The sequence below is a fragment of the Microbacterium sp. LWH11-1.2 genome, from assembly GCF_038397745.1.
In the GTDB taxonomy this organism is placed as follows: domain Bacteria; phylum Actinomycetota; class Actinomycetes; order Actinomycetales; family Microbacteriaceae; genus Microbacterium.
The window spans coordinates 2,863,467-2,887,904 of record NZ_CP151636.1 but is presented as its reverse complement, the minus strand read 5'-3'; the positions used below and the strand labels follow the sequence as shown (position 1 = coordinate 2,887,904).

Below are 24,438 nucleotides of genomic sequence, written 5' to 3'. Positions count from 1 at the left end.
CTCCTGTTCAGCGCGCCAGCGCCGCGAAGTACTCGCGCTGCGCGGGGTAGTAGTCCTCGAACGGCGGCAGCGGAGCATCGGACATCGAGGCGATCAGCTGATCGAGGTACCACTCCCATCCCGGGCCGACGTCGCCGATCGTCGTGGCGTCCACGGCGTGCATGGTGAAGCGCAGCTCCGTGCGCTCACCGGCGGGCGTCAGCTCCATCGAGACATCCCAGGCTCCTGCCTCATCGATCGACAGCACCCGGAGCCGTCGTGGCCGATCGCACTCGGTGATGCGGACGTCTGCCCAGGGCGACTCCTCCTCGAAGCCGAGACGCAGCCTGATCGTCGCGCCGACCGCTCCCTCACCCTCCCAGGCGCCGATCCACCGGGCTGTGCGTTCCGGTTCCGTGATGCTCGCCCAGGAGTCCTCCAGCGATCCGGGCAGCGTACGGGCGAAGACCAGGTCGTGTCCGTCTGCGACGGGGACCAGCCGTCCGGTCGGTGCGGGTGCGTTCATGCTGTCTCTCCTCTGATGCTCGATTCGGATGGCGGTCGGGCCCTGCGCTGACGCCTTGCTCGTGCGACCTCGGTCTCCAGGGCGTCCAATCGGGCCTCGAAGGGCGCCCCGAGAAGGCGGTCGAGGTAGGTCGCGACCTCGACGAGCGGCTCGGAGCGCAGCGCATAGATCCGCTGCCGCCCTGACACGGTCGCCTCGACCACGCCGCACTCGACGAGCACGCGCAGATGCTTGCTCACGGCAGGTCGGCTGATCGAGAAATGCGCGGCGATGCTCCCGGCCGGGAGAGGCGCAGCGCTGACCAGCTCGAGGATCTCCCGTCGCACCGGGTCCGCGATCGCTCGAGCTCCGTCCATGAACAAAAGAGTAACCGCATGGTTACGCTTTGTCGAGGGCGAGATGCCGCGGCGGCCCGAGCAGGGCAAGCAGCTCATCGAGCGCGGAGATCCGTCGCGCCTCGCCGGAGCGGATCCCGTGGCCCGCTTCGAAGTGGAGGAACTCGGTCCCGAGATCCTCGGCTATCTCGTGGTCGTGATTCGTGTCCCCGATGATCAGGACGTCTGCCGGCTCCAGGCCGGACGTCGTCAGCCAGCCGCGGATGACCTCGTGCTTCGACGCTCGATAGGGATCATCGATGGCGAGGACCGCTTCGAACAGGCGATCCAGACCATGGGGCGCCATCTGCCGGGCGAGCGCGTCGGACACGGTCGCCGATGCGAGAACCTGCCGGACCCCGAGCCGGCCGATGCCGCGAACGGTGCGGAGTGCACCCTCGTGGAGCCGTGGCTCCGCGACTCGCATCGCGAGTCGGGCCAGGTACGTGGACGCCGCAGTGACGAAACGATCGTCGCCGACGCCGACTGAGCGGTAGAACTCCCGGATCGGGAACCGGAAGACGGACCGATAGGCCTCCAGATCGGCCAGGGGCTCACGCCCGTGGTCGACGAGCACCGTGTTCATGACCTGGCGGCAGATCTCCGCGTCGTCGAGCAGGGTGCCGTTCCAGTCCCAGCAGACTGCGCGGATGTGGGCGAGACTCATCCGTTCACGCTAGCGAGGGTCGCCGACACCGGCCCGTACCCCTTCGTCCCGATCAGTCCCGGGCGACCGAGTGCCGCCAGCCGTCGCCGACGGACTCGTAGACCACTCGCGTGTGCCGGCGGTCGCGGGATCCCTGCCAGAACTCGATCCGCGACGGGATGACACGCCAGCGCACCCAGTCCCCCGCGGCGACACCCGCCTGCGCCGCGACCGATCGCGCCGCGAGGTCCGCCGCGCTCTCCTCGGCGGTCGCCTCCTCCACGCGCCCGCGCACCCGAACAGCGCGCACCTGCGGCTGCCACCAGAAGTTCAGCGCCGCGGCCGGCGAATCGGCGAGCTGCGCTCCCTTGCGCGACGAACGGGTGCTGGCGAAGGCCCATCCGCCCGCGTCGATCCCCTTGAGGATCAACGTCCGCGCATCCGGGACGCCCGCGGCGTCGACCGTCGCGAGGGTGGCGGCATGCGGCTCGGCGACGCCATCGGCATCCGCCCGCAGCAGCCACTCCCGGAAGAGTTCTGTCGGCTCCGCGGGCACGGCGTCGAGATCCCACTCCGGCGCGACTCCGGTCAGCGCATGGCGACCGCGGAGCCAGTCGTTCAGAGGGAGCAGCTCACGGTCCTGATCGTCGAACGTCACCCTGTCGACTATGCCACGCCCTGCGAGCGGTCAGGCCAGCTCGATGAGGTCCTGATACTCCTGGCTCCAGATGTCCTCGACGCCGTCGGGGAGGATCAGCACGCGCTCCGGGTTCAGCGACTGCACGGCACCGGGGTCGTGCGAGACCAGCACGACGGCGCCCTCGTAGTGCGCGAGAGCTCCGAGGATCTCCTCACGCGACGCGGGATCGAGGTTGTTCGTGGGCTCGTCGAGCAGGAGCAGGTTCGCCGACGACACGACGAGGGTCGCGAGAGACAGACGCGTCTTCTCTCCGCCGGACAGGACGCCTGCAGGCTTCAGCACGTCGTCACCGGTGAACAGGAACGAGCCGAGAACCTTGCGCGCCTCGGTCTCGGTGATGTGCGGAGCCGCGGAGACCATGTTCTCCAGCACCGAGCGGTTCACATCGAGGTTCTCGTGCTCCTGCGCGTAGTAGCCGACCTTGAGCCCGTGTCCGGGCTCGAGCTGCCCGGTGTCGGGCTGGTCGACGCCGGCGAGCATCCGCAGCAGAGTCGTCTTGCCGGCACCGTTGAGCCCCAGCACCACGACCTTCGAGCCGCGGTCGATCGCGAGGTCGACATCCGTGAAGATCTCGAGCGAGCCGTAGGACTTCGACAGACCGGAGGCCATCATCGGGGTCTTGCCGCACGGGGCGGGCTTCGGGAACCGCAGCTTCGCGACGCGGTCTTCCTGCCGGACATCCTCGAGACCCGCGAGCAGCTTCTCGGCACGCGCCACCATCTGGTGGGCGGCCGCGGCCTTGGAGGCCTTGGCGCCGAAGCGCGCGGCCTGCTGCTGCAGGGTCGTCGCCTTCTTCTCGGCGTTGGCGCGCTCCTTCTTGCGACGCTCCTCGTCGGCCACCCGCTGGCGCAGGTAGTTCTTCCAGTTCATGTTGTAGGTGTCGATGACCTGACGGTTGGCGTCGAGGTAGAACACCCGGTTCACGGTCTCGCCGACGAGCTCGACATCGTGGCTGATGACGATCAGTCCGCCCTTGTATCCCTTGAGGAACTCGCGCAGCCAGACGACGCTGTCCGCGTCGAGGTGGTTGGTCGGCTCATCGAGGATCATCGTCTGCGCGTCCGAGAACAGGATGCGAGCGAGCTCGATGCGGCGGCGCTGACCGCCGGAGAGCGTCGAGAGCGGCTGATCGAGGATGCGATCGGGGAGGGACAGGTTGTGCGCGATGGAGGCGGCCTGGGCCTCGGCGGCGTACCCGCCCTGCGCCTCGAACTTCTCCGTCAGGGAGGCGTAGCGCTTCATCGCCTTCGCCGCGACCGCGGGGTCGTCGGATCCCATGGCGAGCGACGCCTCGGTCATCCCGAGGTTCAGCTGGCCGAGGCCGCGGGCATCGAGGATGCGCGTTCGCGCGAGATCCTCCGGATTGCCGGAACGCGGGTCCTGCGGCAGGTAGCCGAGCTCGCCCGAGCGCGTCACGCTGCCACCGGACGGCAGCACGTCGCCGGCGAGCACCTTGGTCAGCGTGGTCTTCCCTGCGCCGTTGCGACCGACGAGTCCGATCTTGTCGCCGTCGGCGACGCGGAAGGAGACGTTCTCCATGAGCAGGCGCGCGCCAACGCGGATCTCGAGGTCGTGCACGGCAAGCACAGCGGATGTCCGTTCGTTCAAGGGGAGAGAGTCGGCCGACGGGCCAGCCTCCCAGTATAAGCGGCGCAGCAGGGAGCGCCGGTCAGGAAGATCAGTCCCGAGAGTGAGAGGGACGATACCGGAGAGGGATGCCCGCACCGGCACGCGCTCCGTAGCGTGCAGGAGTGGACATCCTCAACGAGCTCATCATGCAGGCCATCGCCTCCCCCTGGCTGTACCTCGTGCTGTTGGTCGTGACGATCGTCGACGGGTTCTTCCCTCCGGTACCGAGCGAGACGGTGCTGGTCGCGGCGGCGGCAGTGGCCGCATCCTCGGGTGACGGGAACCTGCTGCTCCTCGGCGCGATCGGCGCCGTCGGAGCCGCGATCGGCGACAACATCGCCTTCGCGATCGGACGCCGTCTCGGGACGACCCGCTTCGCCTGGATGCGCCGACCACGGGTCGCCGCCGCATTCGCGCATGCGCAGACCGCGCTGGACCGTCGCAGCGCCGTCCTGATCCTGGGCGCGCGATACATCCCCGTCGGCCGAGTCGCCGTCAACATGTCCGCCGGCGCGCTCGGCTTCCCGTGGCGACGCTTCGTGCCCCTGAGCCTGATCGCCGGACTCAGCTGGAGCATCTTCAGCCTCGCCATCGGTCTGCTCGCGGGAGCCTGGATCAAGGATCAGCCGCTCCTCAGCGCCGGGCTCGGCATCGTCATCGCCCTCGCGATCGGAGTGGTGATCGACCGGGTCGCCGCCGCCCGTCGACGGCGCGAGACCGTTCCCCAACTGGCAGGATGACAGACATGGCACGACGCAGAGAGCGCCCCCCGCGCCGTCCGCGGATCAGTCGGCGCACCGCTGCGCTCGCTGCGCTGTGCGTGGCGAGCATCGCGCTGTACTCGACCCTCGTCCCCCTCCAGACCCTCCTCCTCGGTACGCCGCTCCCCCTGTCGTTCATCCTCGGCGCCGCCCTCTGCGTGTCGCCGCTCCTCGCGATCGCCCACCCGCGCTGGGCCATCGCGCTCTTCTGCGCCGCCGCCTTCGTCCTTCCGCTCCTCGTCGTCCCGGAGCTCGCGACCCATTCGCCCTGGCCATGGTCGGTTCCCGCTCTCCTGACGTTCGTCCTGTTCGTCGGGGTCGTGACGTTCGTGCACGGCGCGCGGATCGGGGCATTCCCCCTGATCATCGGCGTGATCGTGTCGCTCACCGCGCCTCTTCTCCGCCCGGACATGGTCGCGACGGCCGGCTCCGCCGGAAGCGCGACCGCCGATCTGATCGTGACCTCATCGATCGCGGCGGCGATGCTCCTGATCGCGGCGCTCGTGTCCGGCCGACTGCGGGTCTCGGCCGAGCTGTCGCGCGAGAAGGAGCACAGCGCTCTGGAAGGTTCGCGTCGCGCGCTCGTCGAGGAGCGCACCCGCATCGCCCGTGAGCTCCACGACGTGGTGGCCCACAGCATGTCGGTGATCCAGGTGCAGGCGTCGACCGCCCGCTACCGCCTCCCGGACATCGGCGAGGCCGCGACAGCCGAGTTCGAGGACATCGCGGCGACGGCGAGAGCGTCGCTCACCGAGATGCGACGGATGCTCGGCGTGCTCCGCACCGAGGACCAGAGCGCCGAACTCACCCCGCAGCAGGGCATCGACGATGTTCCGGCCCTGATCGACAGCATCCGTCGCGCCGGCGTCGAGGTCGGCCTGGTGATCGAGGGCGGAGACGCCGCGGCCGCAGCGAACCCAGCCGCGCAGATCGCCACCTTCCGCATCATCCAGGAGGCCCTGAGCAACGCGGTGCGTCATGCGCCGGGTGCGCGCATCAGCGTACGGCTGCACGCGGATGCCGCGACGATCCGCATCCGCGTGCACAACGCCGCGCCCCCGCGCACCCCGGAGAGCCATGGCACGGGCTACGGCCTCCGTGGCATGCGGGAACGCTCCGAGCTGCTCGGCGGCAGCCTCTCCGCCGGCCCTGACGACGACGGAGGCTGGACCGTCGAGGCGTCGCTCCCCGTCGGCGACGCCCTCACCACCGAGAAGGAGATCACGTGACGATCAGCGTGCTCATCGCCGACGACCAGGCGATGGTCCGAGCCGGATTCGCCGCGCTGCTGGATGCCCACGAGGGCATCCGCGTCACGGGGCAGGCCGCCACCGGCGCCGAGGCCGTGACGCTGGCGGCCCGCGTCGACCCGGACGTGATCCTGATGGACGTGCGGATGCCGGAGATGGACGGCATCGAAGCCACCCGACGCATCCTCGGCCCGTCGTATCCTGCGGCGCATGTGCCGCGGATCCTCATGCTCACCACCTTCGACATCGACGACTACGTCTACGACGCGCTGGAGGCCGGGGCCAGCGGCTTCCTGCTCAAGGACGCTCTGCCGGAGGAGCTCGTGCACGCGGTGCGCGTGGTCGCGGGTGGCGACGCGCTGCTCGCCCCGAGTGTCACCCGGCGCATGATCGAGCAGTTCGCCGGGCGTCGGCCGCGAAGCCCCAAGGCCACCACGGCGCTGGCCGAGCTCACCGAGCGTGAGCGCGAGGTGCTCGTGCTCATCGGCAAGGGGCGCTCGAACACCGAGATCGCCGCCGACCTGTTCATCGCCGAGCAGACGGTCAAGACCCATGTCGGCAAGGTCCTCGCGAAGCTGAACCTGCGCGACCGCGTGCACGCCGTGATCCTCGCGTACGACACCGGGCTCGTCGAGCCGTCCTCCTGACTCATCCTCCGGTAGGGGGAGAGAACGGCACCGGAGGGTGATGCCGCAGCGCATACCGCGTCCATAGTCTTCGGGAACACCGCTCCCGAGGAGGACTCATGACCATCGCCCAGGCGCCGCGCACGGCGACTCCCACTCCCCCGCCGCGCGCGTCGCGCGACACGGGGATCGACCTCATCCGGGCCCTCTGCGTCCTGGGAGTCGTGCTGCTCCACGCCCTCATGGTCGGGGTCACGGTCACCGATGCCGGGCCGCTCTTCGAGAACGCCAGCGACGGCACGGCATGGATCGCGCCGCTGAGCTGGGTGCTCCAGGTGATGCCGCTCTTCTTCGTGATCGGAGGGTTCTCGGGTCTCCTGGCGTATCGGCGCCTGCGGCAGCGCGGCGGGACCGCGACCGACTTCGTCGCCGGACGCATCCATCGCCTGCTGCGACCGGCGATCTTCACCGTGGTCGTCGTCGGCTTCGCCCTCGCCGTGCTCACGGTGATCGGCGTCCCGGCCGATCTCATCGCCACCGCCGGCTTCCGCTACGGCCAGCCGCTCTGGTTCCTCGGGGTCTTCGTCCTCTGCCAGGCGCTGCTGCCCGTCCTCGCAGCCGCGCACGAGCGTGCCCCGTTCACGACCATCGGAGCACTGGCCGCGGCATCCGTGCTCGTGGACGCGCTGCGCGCCGCCAGCGGCATCGAGGGTCTGGGCTTCCTGAACCTCGCCTTCGTCTGGATGACCCTTCAGCAGCTGGGATTCTTCCTCGCCGACGGCCGTATCGACGCCCTCAGCCGGCGCACCCGCACGCTCGCCGTCGTGGGAGCGGTCGCGCTCCTGGCCGTCACCTTCCTCACCGGCGTGTACTCTCCCGATCTCATCGCGAACATCAACCCGCCCACGGCGGCGCTGCTGCTCGTCGGTGTGGCGCACACCGGTGCCCTCTCACTGCACCGCGACCGGATCGAGCGCCTCAGCCGACGTCCCCTGCCGGCCGCCTTCACCGGATTCGTGACGCGACGCGCCATGACGATCTACCTGTGGCACATGCCGATCCTGCTCGCCATGGCCGGATTCACGGCAGCCGTCGCACTGCTCACCGGCGCCGCACTCCCCGCGCTCGACAGCGCGGACTGGTGGGCCGGGCGTCCTCTCTGGCTCGCTGCGACCCTCGCCTTCACAGCGGTGGTCGCGCTCGCTTTCACCCGGTTCGAGACGCAGACCGCGCCGGAGCCGACCCGGTCGACGCGCGGTCTCGCACTGGGCACGCTGCTGGGGCTGATCGGCATCGTGATGCTCCTGGTCCTCGGCACCTCCGTGGCGACGGCGATGATCGCGGTCGCCCTCCTCGCCGCGTCCCTGCGTCTCGCTCGGCGCACTCCGAGCGACGCGGTGCCCACCCGTGCGGACTTCGCGATCGCGTGAGAAGTCAGGCGATGCCGCGAGCCGCCAGCGCGTCGCCGACATCGTCGGCATGCCGGAGGGCGAGCACGAGCATCGGAACGATCGCGCGCGGCCCGAGTCGCACCCCGCGCGCCTGCCCCGCCTCGCGCACGCGCTCGGCGAACCCCGCGACCACCGGGATCATCGTGAGCGTGAGCGAGATCGTCATCGCCACAGCATCCGGGTCGACGCCGAGACGGCGGAGCGGATGCAGGAGCCGACGCAGGACGTCGAGAAGCGCGGACATCGGCGTGGTGAGCGTCAGGAGGCTCGCCAGCAGCAGGAGCGCGATGACACGGCCGGTGCTGATCCAGGCCGCGGCCGGCGACACGAAGATCGCCAGCGCGGCAGCGAGCACCAGGACGATCCACCGCAGACGCCAGAGCTCGGCGGCGAGGACGCGAGGCCCGAAGCCGGCGACGCCGTACAGTCCGAACGACACGAGCAGAGCGATGCCGATGCTCAGCGGGTCATGCGGATACAGCGAGAGCGCCAGCGCGGACACCGCGAGGATGCCGAGCTTCGCGCCGGCCGGCGCACGGTGGAGAAGGCTCGAGCCCGGTCGATGCAGCGAGATCATCCGCAGCCTCGGCGATACGCCTCGATGACGTCCTTCGGGGCGCCGGACGCGATCACGCGCCCCTCCTCGAAGAGCACGGCCGTGTGGCACCGGGCGGCCAGTTCGAGATCATGGGTCACGAGCACGACCTGCGCCGACTGCGCGAGAAGCAGATCCCCGATCCGGCGCGCGTTCCGCAGATCGAGGAGCGTGGTCGGCTCGTCCGCCACGATCAGTCGGGGCTCCGTGATGAGGACCGATGCCAGGGCGAGCATCTGCTTCTGCCCGCCGGACAGCGCCGACGCCGGGACATCGGCATGGCCGGCGAGTCCGTGTGCGGCGAGGGTCTCCCTGACGCGCAGCGCGGCCTGATCTCGTGGCGTTCCGCGGAGCGAGAGCGCGAGGTCCTCCGCGGGGGTGGGCATGAGGATCTGTGCATCCGGGTTGGCGAACACGAAGCCGACACGACGGCGCACCTGCGCACGGTCGCGAACCGTATCGAGCCCGTCCACGGTCACCCGCCCGGCGGTGGGGGCGACGAGTCCGTTGAGCAGACGTGCGAACGTCGACTTGCCCGAGCCGTTCGCTCCGATCACGGCGATGGTGGGCGCCGTGAGTTCCACCGTCACGTCGTCGAGCACGGCGCGACCGTCGAACTCGACCGACACACGATCGACCGAGATCTCCGCGATCGCCGTCGTCACGCTCTCCGTCATCCGCGGTCCCCTCCTCCACAGCGCACCGCGCTCGACGCGGGCATCACCTGAACACCGTTCACCTGAACGCTGTTCACTATAGTGAGAGCATGACCCCCGAACCCAATCCGGCACGGCATGACCGTGAGAGCGTCGCGCGTACGGCTCTCGCTCTGCTCGACGAGGTGGGTCTCGCCGATCTCTCCATGCGGCGCATCGCCGGACGACTCGACGTGCAGCCCAGCGCCCTGTACTGGCACTTCGCCAGCAAGCAGGAGCTCCTCGCCGATCTCGCCGATCGGATCACCGCCGTCATCCCGGGCGGCGGGTCCGACGTTCTCGCGACGGCCCGGGGCATCCGCGACGCGCTCTTCGCCCACCGCGACGGCGCGGAGCTCGTCCTCAGCACCTACGCCCTCCGGCTCGGCTCGTCTCCGGCGCAGTCCGCCCTCATGAGAGCCCTCGAGAGCGAGGGCGCGACGGATGCCGAGCAGCGCGCTGTTGCGATCCTGCACTTCGTCCTCGGACACGCCACGCTCGTGCAGCAGCGCATGCACGCCGACAGCCACGGCGCCCTGCTCGGCGGGGACGAGACCGACGTGACCGCGGGACTGGACCGCGTCTTTGATCTCGGCGTCACCGCCCTCGCCGGGGAGGTCAGCGCTGCGGCGACTCCGCCGCGTGACCGAGCCTGAGCCCGGGAACCACCGCGAGCAGCACGAGCGCGATCCCGAAGGCGAAGACAGCCCCGAAGGCACCCGCCCCGCCGCCGAGCGTCGCGACGCCGAGTCCTGCGAGGGCGATGGCCACCGCTGATCCCGTGGCATCCGAGATCGACAGCGCGGAGGAGTTGAACCCCTGATTGGTCTCGTCGGAGTATGCAAGTGTGAGCACCGTCAGGCGGGGGTACAGCAGGCCCATCCCTCCCCCGGCGAACGCCCAGCCGACGATCACGACGACCGGCGTGATACCCGTCAGCGCAGCGACGAGCACGCACACCATCGCCACGAGGATCAGGCCGAGACTGATCAGGGTGATGCGGTGGTTTCCGAGGCGCTCCCCGTAGCGCCCCTGCAGCGCGGATGCCCCCGCCCAGGCGAACGCGGCCAGCATCAGCGCGACACCGGCCCAGGTGGCCGTGAACGCGTACCGCTCCATCAGCAGATACGGGATGTACGCCTCGGCTGCGAAGAACGCTCCCGCGGCGATACCGCGCATGAGCACGACGCTCGGCAGTCCGGGTCCGGCGCGAAGCGTGCGACGCGGCACCAGCGGGAGCACGGCGAAGGCGATCACGACGACCGCGCCGAGCGCGACGGGCCACCCGACGACGGGATCCATGTCGGCCGAGAAACCGATCACCACGGCGAGCACGGCGACCACGACCGCGAGCAGCAGTCGGGTGATCAGTGCGCGCCCGTCCTGAGGCTCGCCGTGACCGAGATCGACGCCGCGGAGACGCACCGCGATCATCAGGAAGGCCGCCGCTGTCAGCACCGCGACGCCGAGGAACGCCCAGCGCCAGTCCAGGTACTCCGCGACGGCACCGGCGAGGAACGGACCGATCATGGAGGGCACCACCCACGCCGCGGCGAACGCCGCGAAGATGCGGCCGTGCAGATGCGCGGGGTACAGCCGGGCCACCACGACGTAGAGCGCGACGGTCTGACCGCCTGTTCCGAGTCCCTGCACGAGCCGGCCGACGAGGAACTGGTGCATGGTCGTCGCGAGGCCCGAGATGAGGAGGCCGACGACGAAAAGCGTCACAGCGACGTAGAGGGCGCCGCGCGGCCCGCGCGCGTCGGACCAGGCTCCGGCCGCGACCATGCCGATCACGCTCGTCGCCAGGGTGCCGGCGAACGCGACAGCGTAGAGCGATTGTCCGTCGAGTGCTTCGCTGACCACGGGCATGACGGTCGTGACTGCGAGGGCCTCGATCGCCGCGAGGAAGATCAGGGCGACCGCTCCGAGTGTCACCCAGATGCGATCGCGATCCCAGATCGATGCGACGGTCCCCTCCGGCGTCATCGGCCGACGAGCGCCGCGATGCGCTCGATGGCCTCGGTGATGATCTCGGGACTGGTTCCGAAGTTCAGGCGCACGTGGCCGGCGCCCTCCGCGCCGAAGGCCGGGCCGAAGTGCAGTGCGACCCTGGCGTCCTTCAGGATGCGTCGCGCGGGGTTCTCGCCCCACTCCAGCGCCGACAGGTCGATCCAGGCGAGGTATCCGGCGTCGGGGATGCGGTAGCGCGCGCCGGGCAGACGCGCAGCGAGGAGATCCTCCAGGAGCACGCGGTTCTCGTCGAGCGTGCGCAGGAGCCCGTCGAGCCATTCGTCGCTCTCCTCGGAGAACGCGGCCACCGCGGCGAGGAGGCCGAACTGCCCCGTGCGCCACTCGACCTCGACCGGGAGGCTGCGCACGACAGAGGTCGTCGCATCGTCGGCGGTGACCATCAGGGCGCACTTGAGCCCGGCGAGATTGAACGCCTTGCTCGCACTCACGACCGCATAGCCGACGCGCTGTGCCGCGTCACCCGCCGTCAGGAACGGCGTGAACCCCGTCCCCGGCTGCGCCAGCGGGCCGTGGATCTCGTCGGAGACGACCACGGCACCGAACTCCTCCGCGATCTCGGCGAGAGCGGTCAGCGCGTCGCGGTCGTGCACCGTGCCGGTCGGGTTGTGCGGGTTGCAGAGCAGGATCGCGGTCGCACCGTCTTCGAAGGCAGCGCGGATGCCGTCGAGGTCGAGCTCCCACGTCGTCCCGGTGTCCCGCAGCGGAACGCGGATGACCTCCGCACCGGCCTCGGCGACGAGCTCGTAGAACGGCGGATAGACCGGAGGCGTGACGACGACACGGTCGCCGGGCTGTGTGACGCGGCGGAGGACCTCCACGATCCCCATGCTCACATCAGCCGTGCTCCGCATGCGGGCAGGGTCGGGCTCCCACCCGTAGCGACGCCCGGCGAACGCGGCGAACGACTCGGCGAGCGGCGTCCGCGAGGCCACATACCCGGTGTCGCCGATCTCGACGGCGCGCTGCAGCGCCGCCGTGATGGCGGGTGCCAGCGGGAAGTCGGTCTCCGCGACGAACAGCGGCAGGACGTCGGCGGGGTACTCCCGCCACTTCTCACTGCTGCGCTCGCGGAGCTCTGCCAGGGGCAGGGCCGTGACCCGGAGCATTCCTAGATCGCGAAGCCGAGGGCGCGCATCATGTCGCGACCGTCATCGGTGATCTTCTCCGGGCCCCACGGCGGCATCCACACCCAGTTGATGCGGAAGCGATCCACGACGTTGTCCAGCGCCTCGGCGGTCTGCTCCTCGAGGACGTCGGTCAGGGGGCAGCCCGCGCTCGTGAGCGTCATGTGGATGACGAGAGCGTCGTTCTCGTCATCCCAGGCGAGGTCGTAGATCAGACCGAGGTCGACGACGTTGATCCCGAGCTCGGGATCCATGACGTCTTTCAGGGCCTCGGTGACCTCGTCGTACTTCTGGTCGGTGAGCGTCGCGGTCATGCGGCCAGCCTACGCCTCGATGGGGGCGGCGGGGTCGAGGAAACGGTCGTATCCCTCGTCCTCGAGCCGGTCGGCGAGCTCGGGTCCGCCCTCTTCGACGATCTTCCCGGCGACGACGACGTGCACGTAGTCCGGACGGATGTAGCGGAGGATGCGGGTGTAGTGCGTGATGAGCAGCACACCGAGGCCGGTGTTCTCCTTGGCGCGGTTGACACCCTCGGAGACGATCTTCAGCGCGTCGACGTCGAGGCCGGAGTCGGTCTCGTCGAGGATCGCGAACTTCGGCTTGAGCACCTCGAGCTGCAGGATCTCGTGGCGCTTCTTCTCGCCGCCCGAGAACCCCTCGTTGACGTTGCGCTGCGCGAACTTCGGGTCCATGCGCAGGTTGGACATGGCCGCCTTGACGTCCTTGGTCCAGCCGCGGATCGCCGGCGCCTCGCCGTCGAGAGCCGTCTTGGCCGTACGCAGGAAGTTCGTCACGGTGACGCCGGGGATCTCCACCGGGTACTGCATCGCGAGGAACAGACCCGCACGGGCGCGCTCGTCGACGCTCATCGCGAGCACGTCCTCACCGTCGAAGGTGATGGAACCGGAGGTCACGGTGTACTTGGGGTGCCCGGCGATCGTGTAGGCGAGCGTCGACTTGCCCGAGCCGTTGGGGCCCATGATCGCGTGCGTCTCACCGGTGTTCATGGTGAGGGTGATTCCGTTGAGGATCGGGGTGGTCCCCGACTCGGTCTCGACCGTCACAAACAGGTCGCGGATCTCGAGAACAGACATTCAGACTTCCTTCGTCACGGTCGGGTCGATGAGCACGTCGTCGCCGTCGATCTCGACGACGTAGACCGGGACGGGCTCATAAGCGGGGAGGTTCTGGGGCTTGCCGGTGAGCAGCGAGAAGGCGGAGCCATGGGCCCAGCACTCCACCGTGTCACCTTCGACGAAGCCCTCGGAGAGCGAGATGTCGCCATGGGTGCAGACGTCGCCGATGGCGTGGATGACGCCGTCGCCGTCCTTGATCACCGTGATCGGCACGCCGGCGGGATCGACGCGCAGCGGCGTGTCCTGCTCGAGGTCGGCGACGCCGCACACGCGCTCGGCGGTCATGCGTCGACCGCCGCGAGCTCGACCTCGATCGCGTCGAGCAGCTCGGTCTCCAGAGCCGGGATGCCGAGGCGCTGCACGATGTCGGTCAGGAAGCCGAGCACGACCAGTCGGCGCGCCTCCTCCTCGGAGATGCCGCGCGCCTGCAGGTAGAACAGCTGCTCGTCGTCGAAGCGACCGGTGGCACTCGCGTGTCCGGCGCCGAGGATGTCGCCGGTCTCGATCTCGAGGTTCGGGATCGAGTCGGCGCGTGCGCCCTCGGTGAGCACCAGATTGCGGTTCGCCTCGTAGGAGTCGGTGCCGTTGGCATCGGCGCCGATCAGCACGTCGCCGATCCAGACGCTGTGCGCTCCGGCACCCTGGAGGGCGCCCTTGTAGAGCACGTCGCCCTTGGTGTGCGGTCCCTTGTGGTGCAGGTACACCTGGCTCTCGAGGTGCTGTCCGGCATCCGCGTAGGAGAGGCCGTAGAGATACCCCTCGGAGCCGGCACCGGCGAGCTCGACGTTCGGATTGACCCGGACAACGCCGCCGCCGAAGCTGACGACGAAGTGCTTGAGAGTCGCATCCGCTCCGACGCGGGCCTGGTGGGCGGACGCGTGCACGGCGTCGTCCTGCCACTGCTGCAGGCTGATGACCGTGAGCTTCGCGCCGTCGCGGACGATGATCTCGACGTTCTGCGCGTACTGCGCCGAGCCGGAGTGCTGGAGCACGACGGTCGCCGAGCTGTGCTCGAGAGCCTCGATGACGATGTGCGCATCGGCCCGGCGATCGGCGCCGAGACCCGTGATCGAGACGAAGACGGGCTCCGCCACCTCCTCCTCGCGCGGGATCCGCACGTGGAGCGCCTCGGCGGCACCCTGCCAGGCGACCGCCGCCGTCACGTCCTCGGCGAGGAAGACCTCGCCGCGCGGAGCGTCACCGGCCGCGAGCGGGGTCGAGACGTACTGCTCCCCCGCGCTGAAGTCGTAGCGGACGCCGTCGTTCGGCGACGCCACCGCGAACAGCGGCGCCAGCTTCGCGACGGGCGTGTGCTTCCAGTTGACCTCGCGCCCCGTCGGCGCGCCGAAGTCGGCGGGCTCGAAGGAGTGCGGCCGCTCGGAGCGGGTCTGCACCGGGACGAAGCCCGCGGCGGCGACCTGCGCTGCCGGGTCGATGTGCGCGTTCGTATCCTGCGTCCCTGCGGACGCCGTAGCCTGAGCCGTCATCTAGCCGACACTGCCTTCCATGCCCATCTCGATGAGCTTGTTCAACTCCATCGCGTACTCCATCGGCAGTTCGCGCGCGATCGGCTCGATGAAGCCGCGCACGATCATCGCCATCGCCTCGTCCTCGGGCATGCCTCGGGACTGCAGGTAGAACAGCTGCTCCTCGCTGACCTTCGAGACCGTGGCCTCGTGGCCGAGCTGCACGTCATCGACGCGGATGTCGATCGCCGGGTAGGTGTCCGAGCGGGACTTCGTGTCGACCAGGAGCGCGTCGCAGCGCACCGTGTTCGCGGAGTGATGCGCGTTGGCATCCACGCGGACCTCGCCGCGGTACCCGGCGCGTCCGCCGCCGCGGGCGATCGACTTCGAGACGATCGACGACTGCGTGTACGGAGCCATGTGGATCATCTTCGCGCCGGCGTCCTGGTGCTGGCCGGGGCCGGCGAAGGCGACGGAGAGCGTCTCGCCCTTGGCGTGCTCGCCCATCAGGTAGATCGACGGGTACTTCATCGTCACCTTGGAGCCGATGTTGCCGTCGACCCACTCCATGGTCGCGCCCTCGTGGGCGACGGCACGCTTGGTGACGAGGTTGTAGACGTTGTTCGACCAGTTCTGGATCGTCGTGTAACGCACGCGGGCGTTCTTCTTCACGATGATCTCGACCACGGCCGAGTGCAGCGAGTCCGACTTGTAGATCGGGGCGGTGCAGCCCTCGATGTAGTGGACGTAGCTGTCCTCGTCGGCGATGATCAGGGTCCGCTCGAACTGGCCCATGTTCTCGGTGTTGATCCGGAAGTAGGCCTGCAGCGGGATCTCGACGTGCACGCCCTTGGGGACGTAGACGAACGAGCCTCCCGACCAGACGGCGGTGTTCAGCGCGGCGAACTTGTTGTCGCCGGCCGGGATGACGGTTCCGAAGTATTCCTCGAAGAACTCGGGGTGCTCACGGAGGGCCGTGTCGGTGTCCATGAAGATGACGCCCTGCTCCTCCAGGTCCTCGCGGATCTGGTGGTACACGACCTCGGACTCGTACTGCGCGGCGACGCCCGCGACGAGGCGCTGACGCTCGGCCTCGGGGATGCCGAGGCGCTCGTAGGTCTCGCGGATCTCAGCCGGGAGGTCTTCCCAGGACTGCGCCTGCTTCTCGGTCGAGCGCACGAAGTACTTGATGTTGTCGAAGTCGATCTCGCTGAGGTCTGCACCCCAGGTCGGCATCGGCTTCTTGCCGAAGAGCTGGTATCCCTTGAGACGGGTCTTCAGCATCCATTCGGGCTCGTGCTTGAGTCCCGAGATGCCGCGGACCACCTCTTCGGAGATCCCGCGTTTCGCAATGGCTCCGGCGGCATCCTCATCGTGCCAGCCGAACTCGTACACCCCCAGGCTGTCCAGCTCTGGGCGGTCGATCAGCACATCCGACATCTCATACTCTCCTCACAGGTCCCGAAACGGTGTCATCCGCCCCGGCACACGTGATCCCCGTCGAGTCTGCGGGAGTGTGTGCCGTTGGTTGGGCCCTCATCACCGGCGCATTCTTCGCGCCTAAACTGTTGTCGATGCTTCAGCGCTGTCAGCGCTCATCGCAACAATCCGATTCTACAGGTTTCGCCTGACAACCGGGCCGTGCCCGCCGAGTCAGCCCGGTCCGGAGGACCCATGCCCGACACGAAGATCCCCGCCGCCATCGCGAAGACCGGCGACGGTCCGGGCGCGACAGGCACGCGACCCGCCGTCTGGGGGCGTGCGCTTCGGATCCTGGCCTGGCTGTCCTTCGTGACCGAGACCATCATCATCGGCACCGGCGGCGCCGTGCGCCTCACCGGGTCGGGACTCGGATGCTCGGAGTGGCCGCTGTGCACCCCGGAGTCGCTCGTGCCGATCTACGCCGATCAGGGCGTCCACGGTCTGATCGAGTTCGGCAACCGTCTGATGACGGGAGTCGTGGGCATCATCGCGCTGCTCGTCGTCCTCCTCGTGCTGCATCACACGGGCGGGAGGCGCGCGCTCGCGACCTCGCTCAAGTTCGCCGCCGCAGGCATCGTCGCCGCCGGTGCCGCGTACGCCCTCGCTTCTCCGTTCCACATCCCGGCCGCTCCCGTGGCTCTGGGCGTCCTGCTGCTCGCGGTCGTGGTGGCGGCCGTGCGATCGATCACCACGACTCCGACGCGCCGCGATCTGGTCGCACTCGCCTGGGTCGTCCTCATCGGCGTCGTCGCACAGGCGCTGGTCGGCGGCATCACGGTGCTCACGGGCCTGAACCCGTTCATCGTCGGCTTCCACTACACGTCGTCGCTCCTGCTCGTGTGCGTCACCGCCGCCTTCCTCGTGCGTCTGTACGCCGCTCCCGGGCCGCGCGAGCGCGCCGTGCCGACGTGGTTCGCGATCCTCAGCCACGTCACCGGCCTCGCGCTGGCCGTGACGATCGTCTTCGGGGTGCTGACCACCGGTTCGGGGCCCCACTCCGGCGACGCCGATGTCTTCCGGCACGGCTTCGACGCGACGGTGCTCGCGCACGTGCACTCGTGGCCGGGGTACATCCTGGCCGGGCTCGTCCTCGTGCTGACGATCGCTGCGTGGTCGCTCCGCCTGGAGCCGCGACGCTGGCTGCTCGTGCTCGTCATCGCGATCGCCGTGCAGGTCGGCGTCGGCGTCCTGCAGGCCCGCGAAGGCCTCCCTCCCCTGCTGGTCGGCATCCACATGGTGCTCGCCTCCCTGTCGGCCGCCGCATACACGGTCGTCGTGCTGCATCTGAAGCGACCGGTCGCCGCGGAGGACTGACCCCGCACAGGCGATCCATAGGACCCGCATCGGCGTCTCATCAGCGCATCGGGAATCGTGGCCCGCATGAACACCTCACTCACACGAAGCATCGGATTCTGGCTGCTCCTGGTCGTGTCCCTCGCCACGACGGCAGTCGGCGGCTGGCTCATCGCCGGCCAGATCGGCACGATGACGACCACGCTGCTCGCCGGCACCGCCACGGGCGTCGAGGTCTACGTCGGGCAGTCCCTCGTCGTCGTGGGCGCCGGTGTGCTCGCCGCCGGGATCGTCGGGATCCTGCTCAGCCTGGGACTCGTCGCCGCGCGGTCGCTCGTTCCGGCTCCCGCCCCTGCGGTCGTCGAGGCGATCGACTGGACGGCGGAACCCACCGAGAAGGACGCCCCGATCGAGACGACGTCCACGACCGTCGAGGGCTCGGTCGGAGCCTCTCACGACGCAGAGCCCGTCGACACCGACACCGCCACGGCCGACGCGGACGCCGTGTCTGTCGACACCGACCCCTCCGCCACCGACCCCTCCGACACCGAGACGGACGCCGAGGAGACGGCGCCCGCCGTCACGCGCTGATCGAGCGCAGGACCGGAGCGGCGTCGAGCGATCGGCGCCGCTCCGTCGTCTGCGGCAGTGGCCTCAGCCGGGAAGCCGGTTCAGAAAGGCAGCAGCGGGTCGAGCGCGACGGCGACGAAGATCAGGGTCAGGTACGTGATCGACGCGTGGAACACGCGCATCGGCCGAGCCTCGGTGCCGTGGACGGCCCGGTTGTACAGGCGGTGCGACTCGTAGATGAACCATCCGCCGAACACGAGCGCCGACACGGTGTAGACGAGCCCCATGTCCGCGATCGGGACGAGCAGCAGCGAGCACGCCACGGTCGCCCAGGCGTACAGGATGACCTGGAGTCCGACCTGCGAGGCGTTGCGCGTCACGCCGAGCATCGGCACGTCGACGTCCTCGTAGTCGCCCTTGTACTTCATCGACAGCGGCCAGTAGTGCGGCGGCGTCCAGAGGAAGACGAGCAGGAAGAGGATGAAGGCCGGCCAGTCGAGCGAACCGGTCACGGCGGACCAGCCGATGAGCACCGGGAAGCATCCCGCGATGCCGCCCCAGATGATGTTCTGCTCGGTGCGGCGCTTGAGGATCATCGTGTAGATCACGACGTAGAAGAAGATGGCGACCGCCGACAGGGTCGCGGCGAGCCAGTTCGTGGTGAGCCACAGCCAGACCGTCGACGTCACGGCGAGCGTCCACGAGAAGATCAGCGCCCCGCGCGGGCTGACCTCGCCCGTCACGAGCGGCCGGTTCTCGGTGCGGTGCATGTGCGCGTCGATGTCCCGATCGAGGTACATGTTGAACGCGGCGGCGGAGCCGGCGCTCAGGGACCCGCCGATGACGGTGGCGAGCACGAGCCACATGTTCGGGAGTCCGCCCTGAGCGAGGAACATCACCGGAACGGTGGACACCAGCAGCAGCTCGAGGACGCGCGGTTTGGTGAGGGCGACGTACGCCTTCACGGTGCGACCGATGGATTTCCTCACAACGGTCTGATCAGACATCGTCGAGATCTCGATCGCCTCCTCCGCACGCGTCACGACAGCCCTTCCAGTCTATGGCACACCGGCCGCGCGCCTCGCCCGCGGCCGTTCTCACACCCGCTCTCCGCCCCATGTGAAGCGTCGTAAAAGGGGGTAACGGGGCGACCTACGGGGCTATGCTGAAAAGACTCGCGCGCCCGGCGCTTCATCCACCTCTTCCGTAACGATGCGGACCGCGATTCTGCTTCCCGGGTGCTCTCGAACTGTCGGAGAAGGGCTTCACCGTGTCGGAATTGCAGTGGGATGAGATCGATCGGCGCGCGGTGGACACCGCGCGGATCCTGGCGGCGGACGCCGTCGAGAAGGTCGGCAACGGTCACCCCGGCACCGCGATGAGCCTCGCTCCCGCGGCGTACCTCCTCTACCAGCGCGTGCTCCGTCACGACCCGACCGATGTCGACTGGCTCGGTCGCGACCGGTTCATCCTCTCGGCGGGTCACTCGTCTCTCACGCAGTACGTCGAGCTCTACCTCGGCGGCTTCGGGCTCGAGCTCGACGACCTGAAGGCGCTCCGCACCTGGGGCTCGCTCACGCCGGGCCACCCGGAGTACGGCCACACCAAGGGCGTCGAGATCACCACCGGCCCGCTCGGCCAGGGACTCGCCTCCGCCGTGGGCTTCGCCTACGCCTCCCGGTACGAGCGCGGCCTCTTCGACCCGGATGCCGCGGCCGGCACGAGCCCGTTCGACCACTTCGTGTACGTGATCGCCGGCGACGGCGACCTGCAGGAGGGCGTCACCAGCGAGGCCTCCTCGCTCGCCGGCCACCAGCAGCTCGGCAACCTCATCGCGATCTACGACTCCAACCAGATCTCGATCGAGGACGACACCAACGTCGCCTTCACCGAGGACGTCGCGAAGCGCTACGAGGCCTACGGCTGGCAGGTGCAGGTCGTCGACTGGAAGAAGACCGGCGAGTACGTCGAAGACGTCGCCGAGCTCTACGCCGCGATCGAGGCCGCGAAGGGCGAGACCGCGAAGCCCTCGCTCATCATCCTCAAGACGATCATCGGCTGGCCGTCGCCCGGCAAGCAGAACTCCGGCAAGATCCACGGTTCCGCCCTGGGCGCCGACGAGCTCGCCGCGACGAAGAAGGTCCTCGGCTTCGACCCCGAGCAGAACTTCGTCGTCGCCGACGACGTGATCGCGCACACGCGCGGTCTGGCCGGCCGCGCCGCCGAGGCGCGCGCCGACTGGCAGAAGTCGTTCGACGCCTGGGCCGCAGCGAACCCCGAGAAGAAGGCCCTGCTCGACCGGCTCGAGGCGCAGGAGCTGCCCGCCGGCATCGGCGAGGCCCTCCCGGTGTTCGAAGGCGGCAAGGAGGTCTCGACGCGCGCCGCATCCGGCCAGGTGATCAACGCCCTCGCCGCCGAGCTCCCCGAGCTGTGGGGCGGTTCCGCCGACCTCGCCGAGTCGAACCTCACCACCATCAAGAACGCGCCGTCCTTCATCCCCGCCGAGTGGTCGACCCACGAATGGTCCGGCAACCCCTACGGCCGCGTGCTGCACTTCGGCATCCGCGAGCACGCCATGGGCGCGATCGTCAACGGCATCGTGCTGCACGGTCCGACCCGTGCGTTCGGCGGCACCTTCCTCATCTTCAGCGACTACATGCGCCCGTCGGTGCGTCTGGCCGCCCTGATGAACGTCCCGAGCATCTTCGTCTGGACCCACGACTCCGTCGCCCTCGGTGAGGACGGCCCGACCCACCAGCCGGTCGAGCAGCTCGCGACGCTCCGCGCGATCCCGAACTTCGCGGTCGTGCGCCCCGCCGACGCCAACGAGACCTCGGTCACCTGGCTCGAGATCCTCCGCCGTCACGAGGGTCCGACGGGCATCGCCCTGACCCGCCAGAACATCCCGGTGTTCGAGCGCGGGAACGGCGCGGCATCCGGTGACCAGTTCGCGTCGGCCGAGAACGCCGTCAAGGGCGCGTACGTGCTGGCCGAGGCGCCGAACGGCACCCCTGACGTCATCATCATCGCCACCGGATCCGAGGTGCAGCTGGCCGTCAACGCCCGCGAGGCCCTCGCCGCCGAGGGCGTCAACGTGCGCGTGGTCTCCGCTCCGTCGCTGGAGTGGTTCGACGAGCAGGACGAGGCGTACCGCGAGAGCGTGCTCCCGGCCTCCGTCACCGCCCGCGTCTCGGTCGAGGCGGGCTCCGTGCTCAGCTGGCGCGGGATCGTCGGCGACCGCGGACGCTCTGTCGGCATCGACCACTTCGGCGCCTCCGCCGACTACAAGACCCTGTTCGAGAAGTTCGGCATCACCACCGAGGCCGTCATCGCGGCCGCACGCGAGACCATCGCCGCAAACAGCACCAAGGAGAACGCATGAGCACCCCCACCGCAGAGCTCGCCGCCGCAGGTGTCAGCATCTGGCTCGACGACCTGTCTCGCACCCGCATCTCCTCCGGCAACCTCGCCGAGCTGATCGAGTCCCGCAACGTCGTCGGTGTCACCACGAACCCGACGATCTTCGCCAACGCGATCACCGACAAGAACAACACCTCGTACGACGCGCAGGTCACCGAGCTCGCCGCGTCCGGTGCCACCGCGGAAGAGGCCGTCTTCGCGGCGACCACGCAGGATGTCGCCGCCGCGCTCGACGTGTTCCGTCCCGTCTGGGAGAAGTCGGACCACGTCGACGGACGCGTGTCGATCGAGGTCTCCCCCGACCTCGCCCACGACACGGCCGGGACCGTGGCGCAGGCCAAGGAGCTGTGGGCCAAGATCGATCGGCCGAACCTGCTCGTCAAGATCCCGGCGACGAAGGCCGGGCTTCCCGCCATCGCCGAGGCGATCGGGGCCGGGATCAGCGTGAACGTCACCCTGATCTTCAGCCTCGAGCGTTACGCGGCGGTCATCGACGCGTACCTCACCGGTCTCGAGACGGCCAAGGCCGCCGGCATCGACCTCTCGACGATCCACTCGGTCGCCTCGTTCTTCGTCTCGCGCGTCGACACCGAGACCGACAAGCGTCTCTCCGCGATCGGAACCGACGCCGCCGAGGCTCTCAAGAGCAAGGCGGGCCTGGCCAACGCGCGCCTCGCCTACGAGCTCTTCGAGCAGACGTTCGCCGGCGACCGTGCCAAGGCGCTCCTCGACGCGGGTGCCAACGCGCAGCGTCCGCTCTGGGCGTCGACCGGCGTCAAGGACCCCGCGCTCCCCGACACGCTCTACGTGACCGAGCTCGTCGCGCCGGGTGTCGTGAACACCATGCCCGAGAAGACCCTCGAGGCCACGTTCGACCACGGCGTCGTCACGGGCGACACGATCACCGGCGGCTACGACGACGCCCGCGCCGTCTTCGCCGGGCTCGCCGAGGTCGGCATCGACTTCGACGACGTCACCCAGGTGCTCGAGGACGAGGGCGTCGCGAAGTTCATCGACTCGTGGCACGACCTGCTCAGCCAGGTCGCCGAGGGCCTGGAGGCCCAGCGATGACGTTCTCGATCCACACGTCGGGTGCGGCACGCGCCGCGATCGACGAGACGGTCCCCGGACTCGTCCACGACCTCGTCGCGTCGCGCATCACCAACGGCGACCCGACGCTCTGGGGCGCCGCGGCCGAGGCCGAGGCTGCCATCCGGCTCGGCTGGGTCGAGGCCGTCTCGATCTCCCGCCCGCTGGTCGCCGAGATCACGGCCCTCCGCTCCGAGCTGCACGCCAAGGGCGTCACGCGCGTCGTGCTCGCCGGCATGGGCGGATCGTCGCTCGCCCCCGAGGTCATCGCGCAGACGGCCGGCGTGCCGCTGACGATCCTCGACTCCACCGCACCCGGCCAGGTGCTCGCCGCCCTCGACGAGGGCCTCGCCGACACCGCGCTCGTCGTCTCGTCGAAGTCGGGCTCCACGGTCGAGACCGACTCGCAGCGCCGCACGTTCGAGGCGGCGTTCCGCGATCTGGGCATCGACCCGACCGAGCGCATCGTCGTCGTGACCGACCCGGGCTCGCCGCTCGACGCCTCGGCGCGAGAAGCCGGCTACCGCGTCTTCAACGCCGACCCGAACGTGGGCGGACGCTACTCCGCCCTCACCGCCTTCGGCCTCGTGCCGGCGGGCCTCGCCGGCGTCGACATCGACGAGCTGCTGAACGAGGCCGAGGCCTCGCTTCTCGAGGTCGCCGTGGACTCGGCGGAGAACCCCGCGCTCCGCCTCGGCGCGGCGATCGCAGCGACCAGCCCGCGCCGCGACAAGCTCGGCCTGATCACCGACGGAACCCACATCAACGGCCTGCCCGACTGGATCGAGCAGCTCATCGCGGAGTCCACCGGCAAGGACGGCACCGGCATCCTCCCGGTCGTCCTCCTCCCCGTCTCCCCCGAGCTCGACTCGAAGCCCGCCGACCTGCAGATCGTCCGTCTGGTCGACGACGCCAACGAGTTCCACCTGCACGAGCGTCACCCCGGCGAGATCCTCGTCAGCGGAACGCTCGGCGCGCAGCTCATCGTCTGGGAGTACGCCACGGCGATCGCCGGTCACCTGCTGCGGATCAACCCGTTCGACCAGCCCGACGTCGAATCCGCCAAGATCGCCGCGCGCGGTCTGCTCGACGCGCGTCCGGAGCCCACGGCACCGGCGTTCATCGAGAACGGCGTCGAGGTGCGCGTGTCCGACCCGGCTCTCGCCGCGTCCGGGACGGTCGAGGGCGTGCTCGACGCGCTCTGGGCGCAGCTCCCCGCCGACGGATACGTGTCGATCCAGGCATACGTCAACCGGCTCGAGGTCCCGCAGCTCCAGGGCCTCCGCGAGCTCGTCGCGGCCGACTCCGGCCGTCCGACCACGTTCGGCTGGGGACCCCGCTTCCTGCACTCGACCGGCCAGTACCACAAGGGCGGACCGGCCCAGGGCGTGTTCCTCCAGATCCTCGAGCGCACCGAGGTCGATCTCGAGATCCCTGACCGTCCGTTCACGTTCGGTCAGCTCATCCAGGCGCAGGCCGCCGGCGACGCGGGCGTGCTCGCGGAGCACGGGCGTCCCGTCGTCTCGCTGACGATCACCGAGTCCTCGGACGACGTGCTCACCCTCTTCGAAGCCGCACAGAAGTAGACAGCA

General features: G+C 69.4%; 25 protein-coding genes. 10 read left to right on the top strand and 15 right to left on the bottom strand.

The features are described from left to right. Window positions 1–7: 7 nt before the first annotated feature. From MRBLWH11_RS13980 to MRBLWH11_RS13960, 5 genes are read right to left on the bottom strand one after another with little or no spacing between them, the layout of a single operon-like run. Window positions 8–505, bottom strand: coding sequence for an SRPBCC family protein (locus tag MRBLWH11_RS13980; protein ID WP_341945294.1), 498 nt, complete (start codon window positions 503–505; stop codon window positions 8–10). Next, on the bottom strand, window positions 502–861 hold the full coding sequence (locus tag MRBLWH11_RS13975) for a metalloregulator ArsR/SmtB family transcription factor (protein ID WP_341945293.1): 360 nt from the start codon (window positions 859–861) through the stop codon (window positions 502–504). The genes MRBLWH11_RS13980 and MRBLWH11_RS13975 overlap by 4 nt, the downstream gene beginning before the upstream one ends. 22 nt (window positions 862–883) lie before the next feature. Further along, the gene (locus tag MRBLWH11_RS13970; protein WP_341945292.1) at window positions 884–1,546 is read right to left on the bottom strand and encodes an HAD hydrolase-like protein; all 663 of its coding nucleotides are present in this window, start codon (window positions 1,544–1,546) and stop codon (window positions 884–886) included. 52 nt (window positions 1,547–1,598) lie between these two features. Then, a complete protein-coding gene (locus tag MRBLWH11_RS13965; RefSeq protein WP_341945291.1) occupies window positions 1,599–2,183 on the bottom strand; it encodes a pyridoxamine 5'-phosphate oxidase family protein in 585 nt (194 codons plus the stop codon). Window positions 2,184–2,213: 30 nt separating this feature from the next. Then, window positions 2,214–3,812, bottom strand: coding sequence for an ABC-F family ATP-binding cassette domain-containing protein (locus tag MRBLWH11_RS13960; protein WP_116634801.1), 1,599 nt, complete (start codon window positions 3,810–3,812; stop codon window positions 2,214–2,216). Between the two features lie 164 nt (window positions 3,813–3,976). On the opposite strand from MRBLWH11_RS13960, the gene MRBLWH11_RS13955 reads away from it, so the two are divergent. From MRBLWH11_RS13955 to MRBLWH11_RS13940, 4 genes are all read left to right on the top strand, one after another. Next, window positions 3,977–4,594: a VTT domain-containing protein gene (locus MRBLWH11_RS13955; protein WP_341945290.1), complete on the top strand. Its 618-nt coding sequence runs from the start codon at window positions 3,977–3,979 to the stop codon at window positions 4,592–4,594. Between the two features lie 5 nt (window positions 4,595–4,599). Further along, entirely contained in the window at window positions 4,600–5,844 is a 1,245-nt protein-coding gene (locus MRBLWH11_RS13950; RefSeq protein WP_341945289.1) for a histidine kinase, read from the top strand. Beyond that, window positions 5,841–6,512: a response regulator transcription factor gene (locus MRBLWH11_RS13945; RefSeq protein WP_116634798.1), complete on the top strand. Its 672-nt coding sequence runs from the start codon at window positions 5,841–5,843 to the stop codon at window positions 6,510–6,512. The genes MRBLWH11_RS13950 and MRBLWH11_RS13945 overlap by 4 nt, the downstream gene beginning before the upstream one ends. Before the next feature lie 98 nt (window positions 6,513–6,610). Then, window positions 6,611–7,921 (top strand): acyltransferase, encoded by a 1,311-nt coding sequence (locus tag MRBLWH11_RS13940; protein ID WP_341945288.1) that lies wholly within the window; start codon window positions 6,611–6,613, stop codon window positions 7,919–7,921. A gap of 4 nt (window positions 7,922–7,925) precedes the next feature. Here MRBLWH11_RS13940 and MRBLWH11_RS13935 read toward each other — a convergent pair whose 3' ends face one another. Together MRBLWH11_RS13935 and MRBLWH11_RS13930 are read right to left on the bottom strand one after the other, a co-directional pair. Next, window positions 7,926–8,519, bottom strand: a complete 594-nt coding sequence (locus tag MRBLWH11_RS13935) for an energy-coupling factor transporter transmembrane protein EcfT (RefSeq protein WP_341945287.1) — start codon at window positions 8,517–8,519, stop codon at window positions 7,926–7,928. Beyond that, window positions 8,516–9,214 (bottom strand): ABC transporter ATP-binding protein, encoded by a 699-nt coding sequence (locus MRBLWH11_RS13930; RefSeq protein WP_341945286.1) that lies wholly within the window; start codon window positions 9,212–9,214, stop codon window positions 8,516–8,518. Before MRBLWH11_RS13930 ends, MRBLWH11_RS13935 begins: the two co-directional genes overlap by 4 nt. 89 nt (window positions 9,215–9,303) lie before the next feature. Between MRBLWH11_RS13930 and MRBLWH11_RS13925 the strand changes: the two genes are divergently transcribed. Then, window positions 9,304–9,888, top strand: coding sequence for a TetR family transcriptional regulator (locus MRBLWH11_RS13925; RefSeq protein WP_116634794.1), 585 nt, complete (start codon window positions 9,304–9,306; stop codon window positions 9,886–9,888). On the opposite strand, the gene MRBLWH11_RS13920 is transcribed toward MRBLWH11_RS13925, so the two are convergent. The 7 genes from MRBLWH11_RS13920 to sufB are packed head-to-tail and all read right to left on the bottom strand — an operon-like array spanning window position 9,851 to window position 16,432. Further along, entirely contained in the window at window positions 9,851–11,221 is a 1,371-nt protein-coding gene (locus MRBLWH11_RS13920) for an MFS transporter (RefSeq protein WP_341945285.1), read from the bottom strand. The genes MRBLWH11_RS13925 and MRBLWH11_RS13920 overlap by 38 nt on opposite strands. After that, window positions 11,218–12,372, bottom strand: a complete 1,155-nt coding sequence (locus MRBLWH11_RS13915; protein ID WP_341945284.1) for an aminotransferase class I/II-fold pyridoxal phosphate-dependent enzyme — start codon at window positions 12,370–12,372, stop codon at window positions 11,218–11,220. The genes MRBLWH11_RS13920 and MRBLWH11_RS13915 overlap by 4 nt, the downstream gene beginning before the upstream one ends. Window positions 12,373–12,374: 2 nt before the next feature. Next, window positions 12,375–12,704: a metal-sulfur cluster assembly factor gene (locus MRBLWH11_RS13910; RefSeq protein WP_116637041.1), complete on the bottom strand. Its 330-nt coding sequence runs from the start codon at window positions 12,702–12,704 to the stop codon at window positions 12,375–12,377. Between the two features lie 9 nt (window positions 12,705–12,713). Then, entirely contained in the window at window positions 12,714–13,484 is a 771-nt protein-coding gene (gene sufC, locus MRBLWH11_RS13905; RefSeq protein ID WP_116637042.1) for a Fe-S cluster assembly ATPase SufC, read from the bottom strand. Continuing rightward, entirely contained in the window at window positions 13,485–13,811 is a 327-nt protein-coding gene (locus tag MRBLWH11_RS13900) for a non-heme iron oxygenase ferredoxin subunit (protein WP_116637043.1), read from the bottom strand. Then, a complete protein-coding gene (sufD, locus tag MRBLWH11_RS13895) occupies window positions 13,808–15,013 on the bottom strand; it encodes a Fe-S cluster assembly protein SufD (RefSeq protein WP_341945282.1) in 1,206 nt (401 codons plus the stop codon). The genes MRBLWH11_RS13900 and sufD overlap by 4 nt, the downstream gene beginning before the upstream one ends. Continuing rightward, entirely contained in the window at window positions 15,014–16,432 is a 1,419-nt protein-coding gene (gene sufB, locus MRBLWH11_RS13890; protein ID WP_116637045.1) for a Fe-S cluster assembly protein SufB, read from the bottom strand. A 234-nt stretch (window positions 16,433–16,666) separates the two neighbouring features. On the opposite strand from sufB, the gene MRBLWH11_RS13885 reads away from it, so the two are divergent. Together MRBLWH11_RS13885 and MRBLWH11_RS13880 are read left to right on the top strand one after the other, a co-directional pair. Further along, window positions 16,667–17,788 (top strand): COX15/CtaA family protein, encoded by a 1,122-nt coding sequence (locus tag MRBLWH11_RS13885; RefSeq protein WP_341945281.1) that lies wholly within the window; start codon window positions 16,667–16,669, stop codon window positions 17,786–17,788. Between the two features lie 66 nt (window positions 17,789–17,854). Further along, a complete protein-coding gene (locus MRBLWH11_RS13880; protein ID WP_341945280.1) occupies window positions 17,855–18,358 on the top strand; it encodes a hypothetical protein in 504 nt (167 codons plus the stop codon). An 80-nt stretch (window positions 18,359–18,438) separates the two neighbouring features. On the opposite strand, the gene MRBLWH11_RS13875 is transcribed toward MRBLWH11_RS13880, so the two are convergent. Next, a complete protein-coding gene (locus MRBLWH11_RS13875) occupies window positions 18,439–19,344 on the bottom strand; it encodes a heme o synthase (protein WP_116637052.1) in 906 nt (301 codons plus the stop codon). 263 nt (window positions 19,345–19,607) lie between these two features. On the opposite strand from MRBLWH11_RS13875, the gene tkt reads away from it, so the two are divergent. Genes tkt through MRBLWH11_RS13860 form a run of 3 tightly spaced genes read left to right on the top strand, consistent with a single transcriptional unit; the run spans window position 19,608 to window position 24,432 of the window. Continuing rightward, on the top strand, window positions 19,608–21,719 hold the full coding sequence (gene tkt, locus MRBLWH11_RS13870; protein ID WP_341945279.1) for a transketolase: 2,112 nt from the start codon (window positions 19,608–19,610) through the stop codon (window positions 21,717–21,719). After that, window positions 21,716–22,828 carry a transaldolase gene (gene tal / locus MRBLWH11_RS13865; protein ID WP_116637048.1) on the top strand — a complete coding sequence of 371 codons (1,113 nt, stop codon included), beginning with the start codon at window positions 21,716–21,718 and terminating at the stop codon, window positions 22,826–22,828. The genes tkt and tal overlap by 4 nt, the downstream gene beginning before the upstream one ends. Continuing rightward, window positions 22,825–24,432, top strand: coding sequence for a glucose-6-phosphate isomerase (locus tag MRBLWH11_RS13860; RefSeq protein WP_341945278.1), 1,608 nt, complete (start codon window positions 22,825–22,827; stop codon window positions 24,430–24,432). Before tal ends, MRBLWH11_RS13860 begins: the two co-directional genes overlap by 4 nt. Window positions 24,433–24,438 lie beyond the last annotated feature (6 nt).

Bases quoted from the DNA above. Each gene is read 5' to 3' on its own strand.
- sufB (WP_116637045.1), bottom strand. From the start codon at position 16,432: ATGTCGGATGTGCTGATCGACCGCCCAGAGCTGGACAGCCTGGGGGTG.
- tal (WP_116637048.1), top strand. From the start codon at position 21,716: ATGAGCACCCCCACCGCAGAGCTCGCCGCCGCAGGTGTCAGCATCTGG.
- MRBLWH11_RS13860 (WP_341945278.1), top strand. From the start codon at position 22,825: ATGACGTTCTCGATCCACACGTCGGGTGCGGCACGCGCCGCGATCGAC.
- MRBLWH11_RS13885 (WP_341945281.1), top strand. From the start codon at position 16,667: ATGCCCGACACGAAGATCCCCGCCGCCATCGCGAAGACCGGCGACGGT.
- MRBLWH11_RS13900 (WP_116637043.1), bottom strand. From the start codon at position 13,811: ATGACCGCCGAGCGCGTGTGCGGCGTCGCCGACCTCGAGCAGGACACG.
- MRBLWH11_RS13980 (WP_341945294.1), bottom strand. From the start codon at position 505: ATGAACGCACCCGCACCGACCGGACGGCTGGTCCCCGTCGCAGACGGA.
- MRBLWH11_RS13975 (WP_341945293.1), bottom strand. From the start codon at position 861: ATGGACGGAGCTCGAGCGATCGCGGACCCGGTGCGACGGGAGATCCTC.
- MRBLWH11_RS13970 (WP_341945292.1), bottom strand. From the start codon at position 1,546: ATGAGTCTCGCCCACATCCGCGCAGTCTGCTGGGACTGGAACGGCACC.
- MRBLWH11_RS13940 (WP_341945288.1), top strand. From the start codon at position 6,611: ATGACCATCGCCCAGGCGCCGCGCACGGCGACTCCCACTCCCCCGCCG.
- sufC (WP_116637042.1), bottom strand. From the start codon at position 13,484: ATGTCTGTTCTCGAGATCCGCGACCTGTTTGTGACGGTCGAGACCGAG.
- MRBLWH11_RS13910 (WP_116637041.1), bottom strand. From the start codon at position 12,704: ATGACCGCGACGCTCACCGACCAGAAGTACGACGAGGTCACCGAGGCC.
- MRBLWH11_RS13915 (WP_341945284.1), bottom strand. From the start codon at position 12,372: ATGCTCCGGGTCACGGCCCTGCCCCTGGCAGAGCTCCGCGAGCGCAGC.
- sufD (WP_341945282.1), bottom strand. From the start codon at position 15,013: ATGACGGCTCAGGCTACGGCGTCCGCAGGGACGCAGGATACGAACGCG.
- MRBLWH11_RS13875 (WP_116637052.1), bottom strand. From the start codon at position 19,344: ATGTCTGATCAGACCGTTGTGAGGAAATCCATCGGTCGCACCGTGAAG.
- MRBLWH11_RS13950 (WP_341945289.1), top strand. From the start codon at position 4,600: ATGGCACGACGCAGAGAGCGCCCCCCGCGCCGTCCGCGGATCAGTCGG.
- MRBLWH11_RS13935 (WP_341945287.1), bottom strand. From the start codon at position 8,519: ATGATCTCGCTGCATCGACCGGGCTCGAGCCTTCTCCACCGTGCGCCG.
- MRBLWH11_RS13880 (WP_341945280.1), top strand. From the start codon at position 17,855: ATGAACACCTCACTCACACGAAGCATCGGATTCTGGCTGCTCCTGGTC.
- MRBLWH11_RS13930 (WP_341945286.1), bottom strand. From the start codon at position 9,214: ATGACGGAGAGCGTGACGACGGCGATCGCGGAGATCTCGGTCGATCGT.
- MRBLWH11_RS13920 (WP_341945285.1), bottom strand. From the start codon at position 11,221: ATGACGCCGGAGGGGACCGTCGCATCGATCTGGGATCGCGATCGCATC.
- MRBLWH11_RS13925 (WP_116634794.1), top strand. From the start codon at position 9,304: ATGACCCCCGAACCCAATCCGGCACGGCATGACCGTGAGAGCGTCGCG.